The 17,424-nt window shown below is 70.7% G+C and carries 14 protein-coding genes, 1 pseudogene and 1 riboswitch; of the genes and pseudogenes, 4 read left to right on the top strand and 11 right to left on the bottom strand.

Annotated elements, in window-relative coordinates:
* Positions 1-522 precede the first annotated feature (522 nt).
* A complete protein-coding gene (locus KY469_17585; GenBank protein MBW3664912.1) occupies positions 523-912 on the bottom strand; it encodes a response regulator in 390 nt (129 codons plus the stop codon).
* A 10-nt stretch (positions 913-922) separates the two neighbouring features.
* Positions 923-999, bottom strand: a riboswitch (cyclic di-GMP riboswitch).
* An 80-nt stretch (positions 1,000-1,079) separates the two neighbouring features.
* Positions 1,080-1,856, bottom strand: a complete 777-nt coding sequence (locus KY469_17580) for a methyltransferase domain-containing protein (protein ID MBW3664911.1) — start codon at positions 1,854-1,856, stop codon at positions 1,080-1,082.
* Positions 1,857-1,965: 109 nt separating this feature from the next.
* Between KY469_17580 and KY469_17575 the strand changes: the two genes are divergently transcribed.
* Positions 1,966-4,500, top strand: a complete 2,535-nt coding sequence (locus KY469_17575; GenBank protein MBW3664910.1) for an EAL domain-containing protein — start codon at positions 1,966-1,968, stop codon at positions 4,498-4,500.
* 10 nt (positions 4,501-4,510) lie between these two features.
* Positions 4,511-5,254: a ribonuclease HII gene (locus tag KY469_17570; protein ID MBW3664909.1), complete on the top strand. Its 744-nt coding sequence runs from the start codon at positions 4,511-4,513 to the stop codon at positions 5,252-5,254.
* On the opposite strand, the gene KY469_17565 is transcribed toward KY469_17570, so the two are convergent.
* The 3 genes from KY469_17565 to KY469_17555 form a co-directional block, all read right to left on the bottom strand.
* Positions 5,247-6,314, bottom strand: coding sequence for a diacylglycerol kinase (locus KY469_17565; protein MBW3664908.1), 1,068 nt, complete (start codon positions 6,312-6,314; stop codon positions 5,247-5,249). The two genes, KY469_17570 and KY469_17565, sit on opposite strands and share 8 nt — an antisense overlap.
* 62 nt (positions 6,315-6,376) lie before the next feature.
* The gene (locus KY469_17560; protein ID MBW3664907.1) at positions 6,377-7,153 is read right to left on the bottom strand and encodes an RNA methyltransferase; all 777 of its coding nucleotides are present in this window, start codon (positions 7,151-7,153) and stop codon (positions 6,377-6,379) included.
* A 28-nt stretch (positions 7,154-7,181) separates the two neighbouring features.
* Positions 7,182-7,808 (bottom strand): hypothetical protein, encoded by a 627-nt coding sequence (locus KY469_17555; GenBank protein ID MBW3664906.1) that lies wholly within the window; start codon positions 7,806-7,808, stop codon positions 7,182-7,184.
* Positions 7,809-7,920: 112 nt separating this feature from the next.
* On the opposite strand from KY469_17555, the gene KY469_17550 reads away from it, so the two are divergent.
* Positions 7,921-10,803, top strand: a complete 2,883-nt coding sequence (locus KY469_17550) for a penicillin acylase family protein (protein MBW3664905.1) — start codon at positions 7,921-7,923, stop codon at positions 10,801-10,803.
* 19 nt (positions 10,804-10,822) lie between these two features.
* On the opposite strand, the gene KY469_17545 is transcribed toward KY469_17550, so the two are convergent.
* The 3 genes from KY469_17545 to KY469_17535 all read right to left on the bottom strand — a co-directional run bounded on the left by KY469_17545 (position 10,823) and on the right by KY469_17535 (position 15,325).
* The gene (locus tag KY469_17545; GenBank protein MBW3664904.1) at positions 10,823-11,908 is read right to left on the bottom strand and encodes a CapA family protein; all 1,086 of its coding nucleotides are present in this window, start codon (positions 11,906-11,908) and stop codon (positions 10,823-10,825) included.
* Between the two features lie 121 nt (positions 11,909-12,029).
* Positions 12,030-13,841: a fibronectin type III domain-containing protein gene (locus KY469_17540; protein ID MBW3664903.1), complete on the bottom strand. Its 1,812-nt coding sequence runs from the start codon at positions 13,839-13,841 to the stop codon at positions 12,030-12,032.
* A 209-nt stretch (positions 13,842-14,050) separates the two neighbouring features.
* Complete coding sequence (locus KY469_17535) at positions 14,051-15,325, bottom strand: DEAD/DEAH box helicase (GenBank protein ID MBW3664902.1); 1,275 nt, start codon at positions 15,323-15,325, stop codon at positions 14,051-14,053.
* A 385-nt stretch (positions 15,326-15,710) separates the two neighbouring features.
* Between KY469_17535 and KY469_17530 the strand changes: the two genes are divergently transcribed.
* Positions 15,711-15,953 (top strand): hypothetical protein, encoded by a 243-nt coding sequence (locus tag KY469_17530; GenBank protein ID MBW3664901.1) that lies wholly within the window; start codon positions 15,711-15,713, stop codon positions 15,951-15,953.
* 18 nt (positions 15,954-15,971) lie between these two features.
* Here KY469_17530 and KY469_17525 read toward each other — a convergent pair whose 3' ends face one another.
* The 3 genes and pseudogenes from KY469_17525 to KY469_17515 all read right to left on the bottom strand — a co-directional run bounded on the left by KY469_17525 (position 15,972) and on the right by KY469_17515 (position 17,424).
* Complete coding sequence (locus KY469_17525; GenBank protein MBW3664900.1) at positions 15,972-16,217, bottom strand: hypothetical protein; 246 nt, start codon at positions 16,215-16,217, stop codon at positions 15,972-15,974.
* Between the two features lie 40 nt (positions 16,218-16,257).
* Complete coding sequence (locus KY469_17520; protein ID MBW3664899.1) at positions 16,258-16,452, bottom strand: hypothetical protein; 195 nt, start codon at positions 16,450-16,452, stop codon at positions 16,258-16,260.
* Between the two features lie 856 nt (positions 16,453-17,308).
* Positions 17,309-17,424: pseudogene (locus tag KY469_17515) on the bottom strand (multicopper oxidase domain-containing protein).

Raw genomic sequence — 17,424 nt, 5'->3', positions numbered from 1 at the left:
CGAGCCCGGCCATGAAGGTCCCGTGCCCGTAGTGGTCGTCGGGATCGTCCTCACCGGACACGTCGAACGCGGCGACGAGGCGACCCTCGATGTCGGAGTGCGGGTGCACGCCGGTGTCGAGGATCGCCACCCCTACACCCGCACCGACGTGGCCGTCCGCTGCCGCCTGCGGCTGTCCGATCGTGCCGAGGGCCGCCGAGCCGTCGACCGTGAAGTCCCCGGAGGAGACCTCGAGGGCGATGTCGGGGGTCACGGCGGCGATGCGGGGGTCGCCTTCGAGCACCCCGATGCGATCGGCGGGCAGGTCCGCCGCCACCATGCCGAGGCCGCCGAGCGGACGTATCGCCTGCCCGCCGGCCTCGGCGATGGCGGTCGCCGCGGCATCCAGCGCATCACTGGCGGCCACCACAACCGGTAGGAGCGCGGAACCGGTCGAGGTAGGCAGGAGTACCGCCAGGAGCGCGGCGATCGCAGCGATCGCGATGCGACGGGCAGGGCGTCGGATCGAGGAGGCAGCCACGATCACGCCACCCCTGGGATGTGCGCGGCCGCGAGGCCGTTCAGGACCTCGCTGATGATGACGGCGTTGTCGAACGGCTTGGAGACGTAGGAGGTGGCCCCGGCCTGGTAGCCGGCCCACACGTCATCGGAGCCGGCGAGGGCGCTGCAGAAGATGATGGGGGTATCAGCGGTCTGCGGTGCTTGGCGCAGCAGCTCGGCGACCTCACGCCCGCTGAGCCCGGGCATCATGATGTCGAGCACGATCACGTCCGGCTTGAGCGCCTTCGCCTGCTCGATCGCGGAGAGCCCGTCGGCGGCGGTGTGGACCTCGAAGCCCTCGAGGGTGAGGACCATCTCGAGCATGTCGCGGATGGAGGCGTCGTCGTCCACCACGAGGATGCGATGGTGCATGACCGTCCCTTTCGGTGACCCGGCCGACCCCGACGGGGTCCCGTGGCTTTGCGTCCCCGCCTCGCGACGGGTTTGCCGTTTCGCTGGAACTGCTCCTGTTAGTGAACGGATCGCGGCTGGCCCCGCTGGATGGCGAAGCAGGGCCAGATCGCGATCACACCTTGGGACTAGTCCCCCCGTGAGGCGACCAGGAACAGGCGGCGGAACGGCAGCAGGAAGGTGCCATCGGGTTCGGGGGGGTAGGCGGCGCGGATCCGTGCCCGGTACTCGGCCTCGAACGCGGCGGCCTCGGGCTCGTCGAGCGCGGCGAGGAGGGGCCGGAGCAGCGACCCACGGGTCCACGCGACGACGGGATCCTCGCCCGTCAGCACGTGCAGGTAGTCGGTCTCCCACACGTCGAGACGCTGCGCCAACGGCGCCAGCAGGCGATGGTAGGTGCGGGGCGATGCCACCGGTTCGGGCCGCAGGAGAGGCTTCAGGCGCTCCGCCCACGGACCTGCCGCGGCCGCCTCGAGCGCGCACGTGTGCGAGGGGCGGGCGTGGTTACGGGGCATCTGGATCGCCAGTTCCCCACCCCGCGCCAGGTACCCCAGCCAACGCGGGAGGAGCCGGTCGTGCTCGTCGAGCCAGTGCACGAGCGCGTTGGAGTAGATGACGTCGACGTCGCCGGGGGGCTGCCACACCGACGCGTCCGCTTCGACCCACTCGACTCCGAGCTCCCAGTGGTCGCGACGGGCCCGTTCGAGCATCTCGGGGGAGGAGTCGATGGCGACGATACGTGCCTTGGGCCACCGCGAACGCAGCTGCACGGTGACGTTCCCGGCGCCACAGCCGAGGTCGACCACCAGCGCCGGCGTCTCGGCCTCGATCCGCGCGAGCAGCTCGAGGGCCGGGCGGGCACGGTGGTCCGCGAAGCGCAGGTACTGCGCGGGGTCCCAGGTCACGGGAAACGATGGTAGAACCGTCGCCGCGGCAGCGAGGACGACTCCGGCGCAGTTCGAGGGGGCGGTCAACTCGGCCCCCGAACCTGCCGACGTAGCCAAGGACCGGCGTGTGAGCCGACCGATCCGGCACGCCCCGAGGAACTGCGTGGAAGCCGTGACCGAGCACCAGCACGCGACGCCTACGAAGGACGGCCGTCGTGCGCTGGCGGTGACCCTGCTCGGGGTCCTGTTCCTGGGGCTGGCAGCGGTCCTGTGGATGCTGGCCGATGCGAGCCCGTTCCCGGACCGGCCCTACGAGTTGCCGTGGTGGGCCATCGCGCTGATCCGCGCGGGACTCGGGCTGCTCCCTGCCGCGGCGGTGATCCGTTCCGAGGCCGTGACCACCACCCTCAACGACTTCGCGCTCATCCTCGGGCTCGCCCTCAGCGATCCCATCGATCTGATCATCGGCCTGGGGGTCGGCCAGCTACTGGTCAACGTCCACCGGCCGCGGCTGTGGGGCAAGAGCGCCTTCAACGCCGCGACCTCCGTCCTCGAGGCCACGGTCGCGCTCGCGCTGGTGGCGGTCCTCCGCGTCGACGCCGCTGCCGTGGAGCCGCGGAACCTGCTCGCGATCGTCGTCGCAGCCATCGCCGCCAACGCGACGTCGTACCTCGCCGTGCTCGCGGTGATCCGGGCCGTGTCCGGCCGTGTACCGGTCACAACCGCCCGCCTCGCGGGCCAGCTGGGCGCGGGAACGGCCCTCCTGACCGCGACCGGCGGCATAACGCTGGTCGCGGCGCTGTGGCTGGAGCCCTGGGTCGCTGCGGCCGCGTGCACCTTCGTGATCCTGCTCGCCCTGCTCGTGCGGTTCGTGGGCGCGGCGACGCAGCGCTCGCACCGTCTGTCGCTCCTCGACGACGCCGTCTCGGACCTCCACCACGCCCCCACCGAGGACGAGGTCCGCTCGACGCTGCTGCAGCGTGCGCGGGATCTCGTCAACGCCCGAGGGGTCGCGCTCGTCGTGGACGGGTTCGACGACGACCCGCTCCGGGCTCCCGAGTTCGGTCTCGGCCGGGCCGCGACGACGCTCGACGTGCCCGTCGAGGCCTACGACGCCGTCCGGATGGCCGCAGAGGAGGTGGGCCGCACCGCTTCGACGTCCCTGCGTCGTCGGGGCGAGGGTCGCCCCCACGACACTATCGCTGTCCCCGTCCGCGACGGCGACGGCGCACCTGCCGTGCTTGTGGTGCTGGACAACCGATCGGACGCCGACCGCTTCGACCTCGGCGACGTCCACGTGCTGACCGACCTCGCTCGTCACGCGGGCAGCGCACTCGCGCAGCACCGGCTGGTGGAGCGTCTGCGGGAGGAGGCCGACACCAACGACCGCCTCGCCCACTCGGATTCCCTGACCGGTTTGCCGAACCGGCGGGGGCTGCGCAACCTCATGCGTGACAAGGGTGACGCGGCGATGCTCGCGACCGTCGATCTGGACCGGATGGGCGCCCTCAGCGCGGCGTTCGGCGAGACGGTGTCGTCGACCGTGCTCCTCGAGCTGTCGGCGCGACTGCGCGACGTCGCGGGCCGGGGGGGTGTCGTTGCGCGGATCGGCGACCGCGGTTTCGCGGTGACGACACCCGGCCGTTTCGAACCCGCCGTCTTCGGACGGCTGCTCCACGACACGTTGCTGCGCCCCGTCCGTGTCGGGGACCTGCGCGTCGATCCGGAGGTCGCGGTCGGTGTGGTGGTCATCGATGCGACCGACGAGCCGTCGGAGGTCCTGCGTCGTGGCGCGGTCGCCGCCGCGATCGCCGGGGAATCCGCCAGCAGCCAACGGATCTGCGTCTACGAGCCAGAGCACGACGATCAGCACATGCGACGGCTGCGGCTGACCTCGGACCTGCGCGACGCTATCGCCCGCAACGAACTCGAGCTGCACTACCAACCCAAGGCCGATCTGCGCACGGGCAAGATCGTCGGGGTCGAGGCGCTGTCGCGTTGGACCCACCACACCCTCGGGCCGGTGTCGCCGCTGGAGTTCGTCGGGTTGGCCGAGCAGGCGGGTCTGATCGGTGACCTGACCCGGTGGTGCCTCGCCACGGCCACAGGGGATGCCGCGCGCCTGTCCGTCCCCATCCCCGTCGCGGTGAACCTGTCCGCCAACGACCTGATGGACCCCGAGCTGCCCACCGTCGTCCACGGCGCCTTGCAGGCGGCTGGCCTGTCACCGGAGCTGCTCCGTGTCGAGGTGACCGAGTCGGTGATGGTCGAGGACTTCGAACGCAGCCGGGCCGTGCTCGGGGACATCGTGGGTCTGGGCGTCAACGTCTCCATCGACGACTTCGGCGCGGGGTACGCCTCGTTCGCCCACCTGCGTCGCCTGATCGCCGATGAGTTGAAGCTCGACCGTTCGCTGGTGATGACGCTGGACGACGACGGCGAGGCGATCGTCCGAGCCGTCGTCACGCTGGCCGGTGAGATGGGGTTGCACACCGTCGCCGAGGGGGTCGAGGATCGACGGACCTGGGATCAGCTCGCGGGTCTGGGCGTCGACGCCGCCCAGGGGTGGTTCCTCGGCAGGCCGATGCCCGTCGACGGGCTCCACCACTGGCTCGGCGCCTACACCGCACCCTCTGGCGACGGTGCATCCCTCGTCCGGTAGCTTCCGGCCGATGGCCCTGCCCGCGAGCAACCGACGTACGACCACGAGCCGTGGTCGTCGCCTTCCCCTGGTCCCGGGGATCAAGCACGAGCAGCTCTGGTGGGCCGAGGGAGCGGTCGTCGCGGGTGTGGACGAGGTGGGACGCGGGGCGTGGGCGGGGCCGGTGACCTACGCCGCGGTGGTGCTGCCGGCCGCGCGACGCATGTACAAGCTCCGGGACAGTAAGGCGCTCGACCCGCAACGTCGGCAGGAGCTGTGCACGCGCCTCCACGGCTTCGCCGAGGCCATCGGCATCGGTCACGCCTCCAACGGCGAGATCGACGAGCTGGGCATGAGCGATGCCATCCGGCTCGCCGCTCGACGCGCTGTCGATGCGCTCGAGCTGCGCCCCGACGTGCTGCTCATCGACGGCAACTGGGACTTCCTGGCGGGCTACGGCACCACCAACGAACGCATCGTCCACGGCGACGCCTACTCGGCCTCGATCGCGGCGGCGTCGATCGTGGCGAAGGTGACCCGCGACACGCTGATGGCGGATCAGGACCCGACGTTTCCCGTCTACGAGTTCGCGTCGAACAAGGGCTACCCCTCGCCGCCGCACCAGCAAGCCCTCCGCCGGCACGGTGCCTGCGTGCTGCACCGCCACAGCTGGGCGCCGATCCGCGCCCTGGACCAGCTCGAGCTGTGGGACGAGGAGCAGTGGGACGCCTGGGAGGTCGCGTCCGAGGCGGACGCCGACATCGAGATCAGCTGACCAGACCGCGCCCCGTCACCTGCGGCAGGTCGAGCGCCGTCACGAGCCCCGGCTCCGCCGCCACGACCGCAGGGATGGCGTTCACCAGGCGCATCGCCGTCGCCTTGAGACCCGCGGTGTTGTGGTCGCCGTCCTCGCCGAGGAGCTGCAGGTCCACGGTGTAGTTGGGTTGGCCGGTCACGACCACGCGGTAGCAGCCCTGGCCGGTGGGCTGGGGCCACTCGGGGGCAAGATCGTTGTGGAGCCGGGTGACGTGCTCGAGCACGACGACGTCGCGACCGTCCTTCTTGCCGCGGACCTCGAAGTGCAGTCCGGCCGCGGTGCCCTCCTCGACCGTGCCCGCGGCGACCTCGATAGTGGCGGTGGCGGGTCGGCGCTCGTACCACTCCTCGACCTCGTCGAGTTCGACGTCGAGCCCGGCTGCGATCTGACGGACGACACTGCCCCAGGCGAGGGTCAGCACGCCGGGGTAGAGCAGCAGGGGGGTCTCGTCGAGCGGCTTGCCGAAGCCCATGATCTCGAACAGGACCTTGCCCTGGTCGTAGGTGTCGTAGTTGAGGATCTCGAGGCAGCGCACCTGGTCGATGCGCTCACTGATGCCGGTGATGGCCAGCGGCAACGCGTCGTTGGCGAAGCCGGGATCGATGCCGTTGACGAACAGCGACGCGCCGCCCTCGAGCGCCGCCTCCTTGACCGGGGCGATCAGCTCGGGTGGAGCGACGTCCTCGGGGAACTGCAGGAACACCGGCGCGCTGGACACGACGTTGGCGCCGCTGCGCAGGATCCGGGCGAGGTCGTCGATCGCCTCGGGAAGCCGGTCGTCCGCCATCGCGGTGTAGACAACGCAGTCCGGTTCGAGACCCAGCAGCGCTTCGGCGTCGGTCGTCGCGGCCACGCCGAGTTCGCGGTCGAGGCCCGCGAGTTCGCCGGCGTCCTTGCCGGCCTTTGCATCGGAGGACACCCACACACCGACGAGCGCGAGGTCGGGCCGGGCGTCGATGCCCACGAGGGCGTTGCGGCCGACGTTGCCGGTACTCCACTGCACGACACGGAGGGTCACGGGATGCTCCAGTTGCGGGGACGGATGGCCCGAGACGGTAGTACGGTCGTCCTCACGGCGGGTCACCGCAGCCGGTGCAGCGCGATCGCCGTGGCGACCGAGACGTTCAGGGAGTCGACGCGCGACGACATCGCGATGCGGACGCGGACGTCGACGCCGCGCTGGATCTGCTGGCTGAGTCCGGCTCCCTCGGCGCCCACGACGAGGGCGAGGCGTTCGGGTCGGGCGGCGGCGAGCTCCTCGAGTTCGACGTCGCCGTCGGTGACGAGCGCGACGGTCACGAGATCCGCGAGCGTGCCGAGCAGGTCCTCCGTCTCCGTGAACGGCACGTGCAGCACGTGCCCCATCGACACCCGGACGCAGCGTCGGTAGAGCGGATCGGAGCAACGGGGGCCGAGCAGCACGGCGTCGCCGCCCAGCGCACGGACGCTGCGGAACAGCACCCCCATGTTCTCGGGGTCGTTCATCTCCTCGAGCGCGACCACCGTCCGAGCCCCGTCCAGGACCTCGTCCGGGGAGGGCAGCGGTCGACGGTTCCCGACGGCGACGGCGCCCTGGTGCAGGGGGAAGGCGACCACCTCCTCGATCAGGTCCTGGTCGGCGAGGTAGACGGGGGCGGCTAGCCCATCGAGGTCGAGGCGCTGGTAGCGCTTGTCCGAGACGAGCACCGACCGCGTCCCGTAGTCTGACCGGAGCAGCTCGGCGACGACGTTGGGGCCCTCAGCGATGAACACGCCGACCTTGTTCTCGTAGCGCTTGCGCAGCTCGGGATCCCGCAGCGTGCGGTAGTCGTCCAGCCGCGGGTCGGCGGGATCGTCGATGCGGATCGGGGTGGTCACCGGCGACAGCGTGCCGGTCGGGCGTCGGTCAGGCGAGGAAAACGAGGCTGTCGACCATGCGGTCCATCACGTCCTTGTCACGCTCGTAGTCCGTGTCGCCGATCGAGTACGTCGCCACGATCATCGTCTCCTCGGGGTTGACCTCGATCACGTACACGTACGTGCGCGTCCCCTCCGGCGCCAGTCCCTGCCCGCTCTCGACACGCTCCTCGAGGATGGCGCGGTGACCATCCACCTCGGTGTCCTCGCGGGTCACGATCTCGTGCTGCTCGTCGGAGTTCGCGACGCGATCGAACTCGACCGGGTCGATGTAGAGGCGCACGGCGTAGTGCAGGGCCTCGTTCTCGATCTGACCGAACTCGTCGGGGTGGAACGCGCGGCAGGGAGGAGCGTCCCCGGTGTTGGTCGCCCAGTCCCGGGGATGATCGATGCTGAAGCGGTCGGCTTCGCACGTCGTCATCGCCAGGGTCGGCTCGGTGGGCGTGGTCGCCGTCGGCTCGACGGTCGGGGCGACGGTCTCGGTCGGTGCGACCGTGGGGGCCGGCGTCGCCGTCGCGGTCTCCGTGGGGTCCGGGGCGACGCCGTCGTCGGCGTCTCCGCAACCGGCCGCGAAGAGCGCGGTCACGATGAAGGCGGACAGCAGGAGTCGGCGCACAGCGTTCCTCGTGATCGGGGGCTGGTGCTGAGCAACTTCACCCCCAAAGTGACGGCTCCGGTCCGGTCCCGCACGAGCCAACACGGTCAGCCGGACAGGGGGGTCGAGAGCTGTGCTACTCCTGCACCGGATGGGGATGCGGACCTTCGCGCTGATCGTCGCCGCCGCGGCGGCGGTGACCACGCTTCCCGCTCCTCTCGTGGCCGAGGAGATCGACGGTCGGTACCGGGGATTCGGCGATGCCACCGGCTTCCGCAACCTGCTCCCTCCGGGACAGGACGGCGTGCTGAACGCGGAGGAGCAGTTCCGCTGGCAAGCCGGGGACCGTGGCGACCCCCGGCTTGCGCACGTCGCCGATCAGCTGCCGATCTACGCCGCCCTGCTCGACGCCTCCCCCGGGCTGGCGGAGGCGGACCTCGACACGCTCTTCAAGGACGCGTCGTTCGGCGTGGCTCCCGACGACATCGGCGAGGTCTACGCGCCGGCGGGGCGTGCGGACGTGGTCGTGATCCGCGACGCGAGCCACGGTGTGCCGCACATCGTCGGCGACACGCGCGAGGGCACGTTCTTCGCCAAGGGCTACACCACCGCCGAGGACCGGCTGTTCCTGATGGACATCCTGCGGCACACCGGCCGAGCACGGCTCTCGGAGTTCGTCGGCCCGACGCCGTTCAACATCCAGACCGATCGCGACCAGCTCGCGGTCGCCCCCTACACCGAGGGAGACCTGACCGCCCAGACCATCCCCGACGAGTCGGCGGGCGAGCTCGGACGCCAGATCCGCGCCGACGGGGAGGCCTACATCGCGGGCGTGAACGCCTACGTCGCCGAGGCGCAGCTCGACCCGAGCAAATTGCCGGCCGAGTACCCCGCGCTGCAGAAGGTGCCGGAGCCGTTCGTCCTCGAGGACATCGTCGCGATCGCCTCGCTCGTGGGCGGCATCTTCGGCGGAGGAGGCGGTGGCGAGCTGCGCAACCTGTGCGGCATCGACGCCATGGCCGACGAGCTCGGGGCCGCCGGAGCCCGGGCCGTGTTCGACGACCTCAAGTTCGCCGACGACGCCGAGGCACCCGTCACCACCCCCGACCCGTTCCCGTACATGTCACCGGAGACGCTCGGTGAGCCGGACCCCGCAGCCGTCCCACCGATCGACTGCGCCTCGCTCCGACCGATCGAGTCGAGTACACCGAGCCTCGAAGACGTGCTCGACGCGGTGGAGTCCAAGGTCCCGACCCGGGTCGTGGAAGGCCCGTTCGGGCCGCTCGTCCTCGACTTCAGCGGGGCGAGCAACGCGCTGCTGGTCGCGGGCGACCGCACCGCGACCGGTACCCCGCTCGCCGTCTTCGGGCCGCAGACCGGCTACTTCGTCCCCCAGCTGCTGACCGAGGCCGACGTGCACGGCCCCGACATCGACGTGCGCGGGATCGGGTTCGCCGGCATCGACGTCTACGTGCAGATCGGCCGCGGCGCCGACCACGCGTGGTCGGCCACCACCTCCAGGGCGGACGCCAAGGACACCTTCATCCTCGTCCTGTGCGAGCCGGACGGAGGCGAGCCGACGACCGACTCGACGGGTCACCGCCACGACGGCGAGTGCCTCCCGATCGAGGGCTGGAACCACACCCAGATCGCCGTGCCGACCGCAGCGGGAGCACCCGAGGACCCTGAGGACGTGCTGCTGTCCTGGCGGGTCGAACGCTCACCCATCTACGGCCCCCTCATCGCCCGCGGCACGCTCGAGGACGGCACCCCGGTCGCAGTGGCGGTGTACCGCTCGACCTACTTCCGCGAGACCCAGTCCGCCCCGTCGTTCCACTTCCTCAACTCGACCTCGCACATGGCCCGCGGGTTCGAAGCGTTCCGCGAGGCGTTCGGCGACTGGAACGAGTTCAGCTTCAACTGGTTCTACGTCGACGACGAGCACATCGGCTACCAGTCCTCGTGCCGCTGCCCGCGCCGGTCGCCCGGCGTGGATCCCTACCTGCCGACGTGGGGCACCGGCGAGCGCGACTGGAGCGACTTCCTGGACAAGGACGAGCTGCCGTGGGACCTCGACCCCGACCGCGGCTGGATCATCTCCTGGAACAACCGTCAGGCTCCCGCCTTCTGGACCGACGACCGCCACTTCACGAGCGGGCCCGTCCACCGCAGCCAGCTGCTGCAGGCCCGCACCGACCCGCTCGTCGAGCGAGGAGGGGTCACCCTCGCCGAGGCGGTCGAGGTGATGGCGGAGGCGGCGACGACGGACCTGCGTGCGCAGGAGCTGCTGCCGCTCCTGCGCCGCCTCCTCGGAGCCCAACCGCCGGGCGACGCGGACCCTCGAGTGGGGCAGATGTGGGACCTGCTCGTGGCCTGGGACCGATCCGGTGGGCAGCGCCAGCTCGGCCCGGATGGGACCACCTACGACCACGCCTCCGCCATCGTGATCCTGGACGCGTGGTGGCCGCGACTGATCGCGGCCGTATTCGCCGCCGGGTCCGCCGATGCGTTCACCGCGCTCGACATCGACCTGCACGACCCGCCCCAGCTGCACCTCGGGTCGGCGTTCAACCTCGGGGCGTGGGGACAGCTGCACAAGGACCTGCGCCAGGTCCTTGGTGAACCGGTGACCGACCGGTTCCACCGCACCTACTGCGGGGGCGGTGACCTCGAGACGTGCCGAGCCGACGTCTGGGCCTCACTCGCAGCGGCGATCGCCGACCTCGAGGCGGAGTTCGGCAGCGGCGACGTTGAGGCGTGGCAGCGCACGTGGGAGGACGACGCCATCGTCCACATCCCGGCGGGCATCACCTCGGTGCCCGACATCCCGTGGCAGAACCGACCCACGTTCCAGCAGATCGTCCAGCTTCCCGCCCCGGACCCCGGATCTCCTCCTGGGGTCGAGCCAGCGCCCCGACCCCCGCTACCGACGACCGGTGGCGGGCTCTGGGCGGCGGTGCTCGGGGCGCTGCTGCTGACGGGTGCGCTGGTCAGGTCGCGGGGGCCGGGGCGGTGACCCGTGCCTGGTCGACGGGTCAGGTGCCACCATCGGAACGTGGAGATCGCAGGTCGAGGACCGGCTGCCCTTCGGCGCCGCGCACGACGCGGCTCCCGTACCGGCGGCTGATCCGCGCGAGGGTGCCCGTGAGCCAGGCGCGGTCCACGTCGGTGGCGTGTTCGAGCCGCATCCGCCGCGCCTGGAGCACGACCAGCCGCAGCCGCCTCAGCGCACCGGTGCCCGGGTCGAGGGTCGCCAGGTACATCGGCCGCAGGTCGTCGCGGTAGTCCTCGTAGCCGCTGATCCCCTCGTAGTCGTCGATGAAGTCCCCGCAGCCGTACAGGATGAGCCGGTCGCGGTACACCTCGATGGGGCGGGGATGGTGCGACGAGTGGCCGTGCACCACGTCCACGCCGCCGTCGATCAACGCCCGAGCGAACCGCTCGTGCACGGCGGGGACCGTGTAGCCCCAGTTCGAGCCCCAGTGGATCGAGGCCACGACGACGTCTCCGGCGCGCGCGTGCTGCTGCACGTCCTCGATGACGTCCGCCGCCGTCCGGGTCGACGGCCCGACGAGCCGCACGCCCGACACCTCGACACCGGCGGCCCACGATGCGGGGATGCCGCTGGACGCCATCCCGATCCCGAAGACCAGCACGCGGCCGTCGCCCTCGAGCGGTACCACAGCAGGCCGTCGTGCCGCGTCGAGGTCACGGCCCGCGCCCGCGGTCCGCAGCCCGGCATCTCCCAACACCTCGAGGGTCTCCGCCAGCCCGCCGCGACCGAAGTCCAGGACGTGGTTGTTGGCGAGCACGCACACGTCGGGGCGCGCCACCATCAGACCCGCGAGGTTGTCAGGGTGCATGCGGTAGTGGACCGCCTTGCCCGGGGCGAAGTCGTCGCTGCGGGTGATGGAGGTCTCGAGGTTGATCACCCGCACGTCCGCCGCATCGAGCTCAGCGATCGCCTCCCCCCATGGCCAGGTGGGGTCGGCGGGGCGCGGGATCGGCCCGTTGATGCGTTCGGCGAGCTCGATGTAGCCGCGGGCGTCTTTCAAGTAGCCCTCGCGCAGCGTGGGGTCTCCGGGATGGGGCAGGATCTGGTTGATGCCGCGTCCCAGCATCACGTCACCGCACAGGAAGAGCGTGACCACCGTCGACGTCGCCTCACTGCCGATGCGAGAAACTTAGGCCACACCATCCCGACGACGCCGAGGGCGTCCACGAACCCGGCTGGATCGGGGCTCAGGTGTGCCCGCAGATCGCGGCGGTCAGCGTGGGAGGTCCGAACCACGGGAACGGGAGCGTGCAGGCGGCCTCTGACCACGCCCCGGGCCCCGCCGCGTTCACGCCCCGGACGCGGTAGGTGACGGGCTGGCCCGGTGTCAGGTCGTGATCGTCGAATGCCAGCTGCTCCGGTCCGACGGAGGCGATCACCTCGCCGTCCCGTTCGACCTCGTAGCCGAGCAAGGCGGCGGGGGTCTGGGTGGCGGGCGGCTGCCAGGAGACGTGGACCGACCCGACGTCCGCTCCCGGGGCCGCGGATGCGGATGCCGGGGCTGCTGGGGGCGGGGAGGGCACGCCCGTTCCCGAAGCCATGAGGCCCGAGCCTCGGTGCGTGACCGCGGTCACGGTGATCGTCTGCTCCTCGCCGTTGACGAGACCGCCGATCTCGACCGCGGTCGCGTCCTCGACGTGACGCTCGATCCCCGCAGGGTCGACGGTGACGTCGTAGCCGGTGATCGTCGCCCCGCCGTCGTCGTCCGGAGGTTCCCACGAGACCGCCAGCGCCGCGTCACGCGGCTGTACCTGCAGGCTCGTGACGGTGTCGGGCACACCCAGGGCGATGACGGCGTGGCTGAGATCGATCGCGTGGTTCGCGGGTGCCTCGATACCCGCAGGCTCTGGGGTGACCGCGCCCGAGGTGTGGTAGGTGGCGCGGTTGTCAGCGCCGTCGACCAGCGTCACGGACGTGACCCGGTACAGCCCCGGCGGGTAGGCGTCGTACGGGAACGCCAGCCACCGACCCTCGGAGTCCCTGAACGTGGTGAGGGTCAGGCCACCCGGACCGGTCAGCTCGAAGTCCCCCCACCACAGGCCGAGGCCGTTGCCGTCATCAGCATCGATCGTGAACTCGACCAGGGTGCGCCACCGCACGGATCGGTCGGAGGGGGGTTCGACCCGCACGAGGCGCGGGGCGGTGACGTCCTCGTCCGGGTTGGACAGCTCGATCGAGATGGACGCGAGGTCGAGATCGTGCATCGAGGTGGCGCCGCCCGGCTCGGTCGTCACCGTGCCGTCGCGGTGGTAGGTGGCCGTGTTCCACGCGTGATCGACGACCTGGACGTTGTCGACGACGTACTCGCCGGCGCGCCACACCTCAGTCGAGTGACGGCGGGCGAGCATCGAGGGATCGCGCCCGGACACGGACACGGTGCCGCCCCGCGCGTCCCTGAGGGTGAAGGTGGTCCGGTCCAACCCGGCGCCGCCGCCGTCGGACGCGTCCCACTCGAACGCGACCAGGTCACCCACCTCGATCTGCGTGGACGAAGCCAGGGTGACGTCGTGGAGCTGGGGCGCCTCGGTGTCCGCCGTGGGGTTGTCGACCTCGAAGCCAGGGAGCGTGAACCCGTGCGAGCCGCTGGCACCCGAGGGGTGGTAGGTCACGGTCCCGTCCCGGTGGTACGACGCGCCGTTGTCGTTGACGTCGTACGTCACGATCCGGACGAACTCGTAACGGCCCGGTGGGGTGTGCTGACCGATGTAGACCTTGGCGCTGCCTTCGCTGACGTCGCCCGAGTGATCGGTCCAGTCCCAGATAGCCGTCCATTCGCGCCCGTAGGGGTCCTCGAAGACGGCAGCGATGGAGGGGTCGGCGTCGCCGCGGACGTCGACGGAGAATTCGAGGACCTCACCGGCGCGGAGCGTGGTCGCCGCCGGGGCGCCGACGGCGACGATCTCCGGCGGCTCGGTGTCGCGGTCCGGGGCCGGCGATGTGGGTGCGAGGGTGGCTACCAGGACCACACCGAGCGCTGCCAGACTGCTGAACGATCGCACGTGGCCCCCCCGATCCTCCCCGATGAGGGGATGTCTTCGACGTCCGGTGCCCTCGCACCTTCCCGTCGCCTCCGAGCGCTTGCCGCACGTGGGGCTGACGATCGTGAACCCGGTCATGTCGTCTACTTCGCGACGATCGTTCTCGGTTCAGGTCTCGCCAAGGCACCTGCTCATCCTCGCGATGGCGGCCCGACTCGTCATCGGCCAACTCAGGAACGGGCGCTCCGACGTCGCGGACCTCGGGCGCCACCTCGTGTCCGGTTGGAGTTGCTCCGGCGCCGTGGCGTCGAGGTCGTGCGGTCGCGGCCCACTCGCTGGTGGCTCTGACCTTCGCGGCTCGTGGACGGAGCCGGCTGCGCACCGGTCGTGATCAGGTCGAGGTCGAGCTGGTGCAGACCACGAGGCAGCTGCAGCGTCCGCTGGAGGCGGTCGACGGTCCCACGCTGCTCTCCGGCGACGAGCGAGACGACGAGGCCGGCCGCCCCGGCCCGGCCGGTACGACCGGAGCGGTGGAGGTAGTCCTTGTCCGTGCGGGGTAGGTCGTAGTGGATCACGACCCCAACGGCGTCCACGTGGATGCCCCGGGCTGCGACGTCGGTGGCCACCAGCGTGGTGACGCGTCCCTCGGTGAAGTCGGCCAGCGCGCGCTCGCGCTGGCGCTGGTTGCGGTCACCGTGGATCGCTGCGGTGGAGATGCCGGCCTGGCTCAGCTGCTTAGCGAGCCGATCCGCCCCGTGCTTGGTGCGGGTGAACACGATCGCCGGACCCGACCGGCGCACGATGTCGGCCGTCAGTCCCCGGCGGTCGTGGCGCTCGGTGAGCCAGAACACGTGGCGCACGTCGGATAGATCCTCTTCCGGCTCGACGTGTCGGCGCACCGGCTCGTTCTGGTAGCGACGCACCAGCTCGTCGACATCACCATCGAGGGTCGCCGAGAACAGAAGGGTCTGACGCCGGTTCGAGGTGCGATCGAGGAGTCGCTTGACCTCGGGTAGGAAGCCCATGTCGGCCATACGGTCGGCCTCGTCGACGACCACCAGGTCGACGTCGCTCAGGTCGCAGTTGTTGCGCCGCACGAGATCGGCGAGACGGCCGGGCGTGGCAACGATGATGTCGACGCCCCGTGCGAGGTGCCGCAGGTCCCGACGGAGGTCGGTGCCACCGTAGAAGGTGGCGACCCGACGCTGCCGGACCTCGGCGAGCGGCCGGACGGCCTCGGCGACCTGCGCCGCGAGCTCACGCGTGGGCACGAGCACCAGCGCACGTGGCCGGCCCGACCGCGCCCGGCCGGCGAGCGCCGCCAACGGGATCGCGAACGCCAGTGTCTTGCCGGCACCCGTCGGGGCGCGCCCACACAGGTCGCGACCCGCCAAGGCGTCGGCGAGGGTCAGGGTCTGGATCGGGAAGGGGTCGGTGATGCCGTCGGCGGTGAGTCGCTCGACGAGATCGGTGGGGACGCCGAGATCGGCGAAGGGAAGCTTCAAGGTTGCTCCGTGGGCCCGTCATGGGACGGGTCTTGCAGGTCACCCCCGAGGGTTCTCGTGGGGTGAGCACCCGGTCGCCGTGGGGCTGCGTGGCAGCGGGGCGAGAGGACGCGTGTGTGGTGAACACGCGATGGGAGGCGCAGCGGGCTGCAGCCGGGGATCGTCTCCGAGGGGCGAGATCCAACGTGGACCGGCGGGCTCGGATCGTGTTCGGCGACGGCTCAACCGCCGCACTGCGCGGGATGGTACCGGGTACAACGCGTACCTTCTGCGGAGCCCGGCTCCTGCGCCGACCGGTCCGGGCCTCGTCGTGCAAGAGGAGCCCCGACTTGAGATCGACGTCACGACCCGTACGGTCCGACGTACACGAGGTCTGGGAGGAGAGATGGACGACGCCGGAACGACCGATCGGTTCGCCTGCACCCTCGACCCGAGTGCAGCCGAGCGGCGCCGGCCACAGCTCCGCGCTCTGACTGACCGCCTACGGCGACGCGAGCGCTTCGACGACCGGCTGCGGCTGACGTTCGATGATCAGGATGGCACCATCGAGCTCGTCGAGGATTTCGTCGACGATGAGGCACGTTGCTGCGGGCACATCGCCCGAGGGATCGTCACCCCCGGGAGATGACCTGACTGGCGGGGCCGGTTAGTCGACCCGCGTCTGGATGACGGCGAACCCATCGCCGAACCTGTCGCGGAGTGCCTGCTCGAGCCGCGCCGTCACGTCGTCGCGCCGCTCGTCGAGGTCGTGGCCCTCGAACGCGACCAGGAACTCGTTCATCCCCTCCAGCTCGGAGACCACGATGGGATCCAGCTGACGGGAGAGGACGTCTTGGAGGTCCTGAAGGGATGGTCCACGTGGGATCGTGACGCTGTACTCGAGCCTGGTCATCGCGACTCCAGGGTGTGGCGATGGTCATGATGCACACAGCTCAGCCGATGCCAGGCCCCGAAGCGGCGCCCCACTCGATCCGGGTGACGGCGCTGGCGGGGTAGCTCGTCTCGCCATCCTCGTGGCGCACGTGCACCCAGCCCACCTCGAGCGCCACCTCCACGTCGTGGAGGGTCGATGGGCGACCCGATCCGGACATCGTGTCCCAGTGGATGGTGGCGGTGCGGTACTCCATCGCGCGCTCCAGGTCTCGGTTCGTGGCATGAGACCATCTCGCTCGGGAGCTTGACGCGTTTGCGGCCGGGGCAGGCGACCGGGCCGCGCTCGCAACTCGTGGATCACTGTACGGCGAAACCGCCGCCGTAGCGCGGGTCTGCGGTGCGCGCTGGGAGGGGTTCGAACCCCCGGCCGCCTGATCCGTAGTCCAGGAACCTGCCTCGAACCCAGCGAGATACGTCGAACCGGGACAGTTGAGGCAGCCTCGCGACGTGCGCGGTTGGCACGACTTGGCACGGTCAGGTCGACCTTGATGCCGAAGTCCTCGTGACCTGAGCAGTCCAACAGCGTGACCTTGACGTGGGTCCCAGGGGAGGACAATCCGGTCGTAGACTGCCTCATCGACGCCCCTGCGAGTTGGTGTTCTCGACGTCCATCACTCGACGGCAGTGGGGTGGATGATCGTGATGCCACGTCGCTTCCCAGTCGAGCCATGTCGAACCGCACCGTCCTGTAGCGACGCCCGGGGCGCGCACGGGGAGACGGCGCTCAGCTTCCCAGCGGCTGGACATCGCGACCGATGCCTCCCTGCGCGTCCAACGAGCCGGACTGCGCGAGCGCTAGGAACGCTGGCGCGAGTGGCGGTGTTTGGTTCAGGTGGCGTTGCGGGCCTGGTCCCACGCGGACAGGGGTAGGGAGCAGTAGTAGCCCAGGTCGGGTTGGCCCGACTGGATGGGTGGGAGCTGGGAGGCGCCCCGGTAGCGGGTGCCGGTCTGGGCCAGTGCGGCGCCTGCGGCGGCGTGTTCCCGCGTGTCGATCGACCCGGCGGGTGGGAGGGGGAAGGCGCCCGGCTCTACGACGTGGAGGAAGGTGAACATGCCCAGGTCGGAGTGGCGTTGGACGTGGCAGTGGATCATCCAGTCGCCGTTGCCGACCGAGGCGCCGGCGACGATCTGGAACCCGAAGCTGGCCGAGGGCCCCAGCGGGATGA

The sequence above is a fragment of the Actinomycetota bacterium genome, assembly GCA_019347575.1.
Classification (GTDB): domain Bacteria; phylum Actinomycetota; class Nitriliruptoria; order Nitriliruptorales; family Nitriliruptoraceae; genus JAHWKY01.
This window is presented reverse-complemented; position numbering and strand designations above follow the sequence as displayed.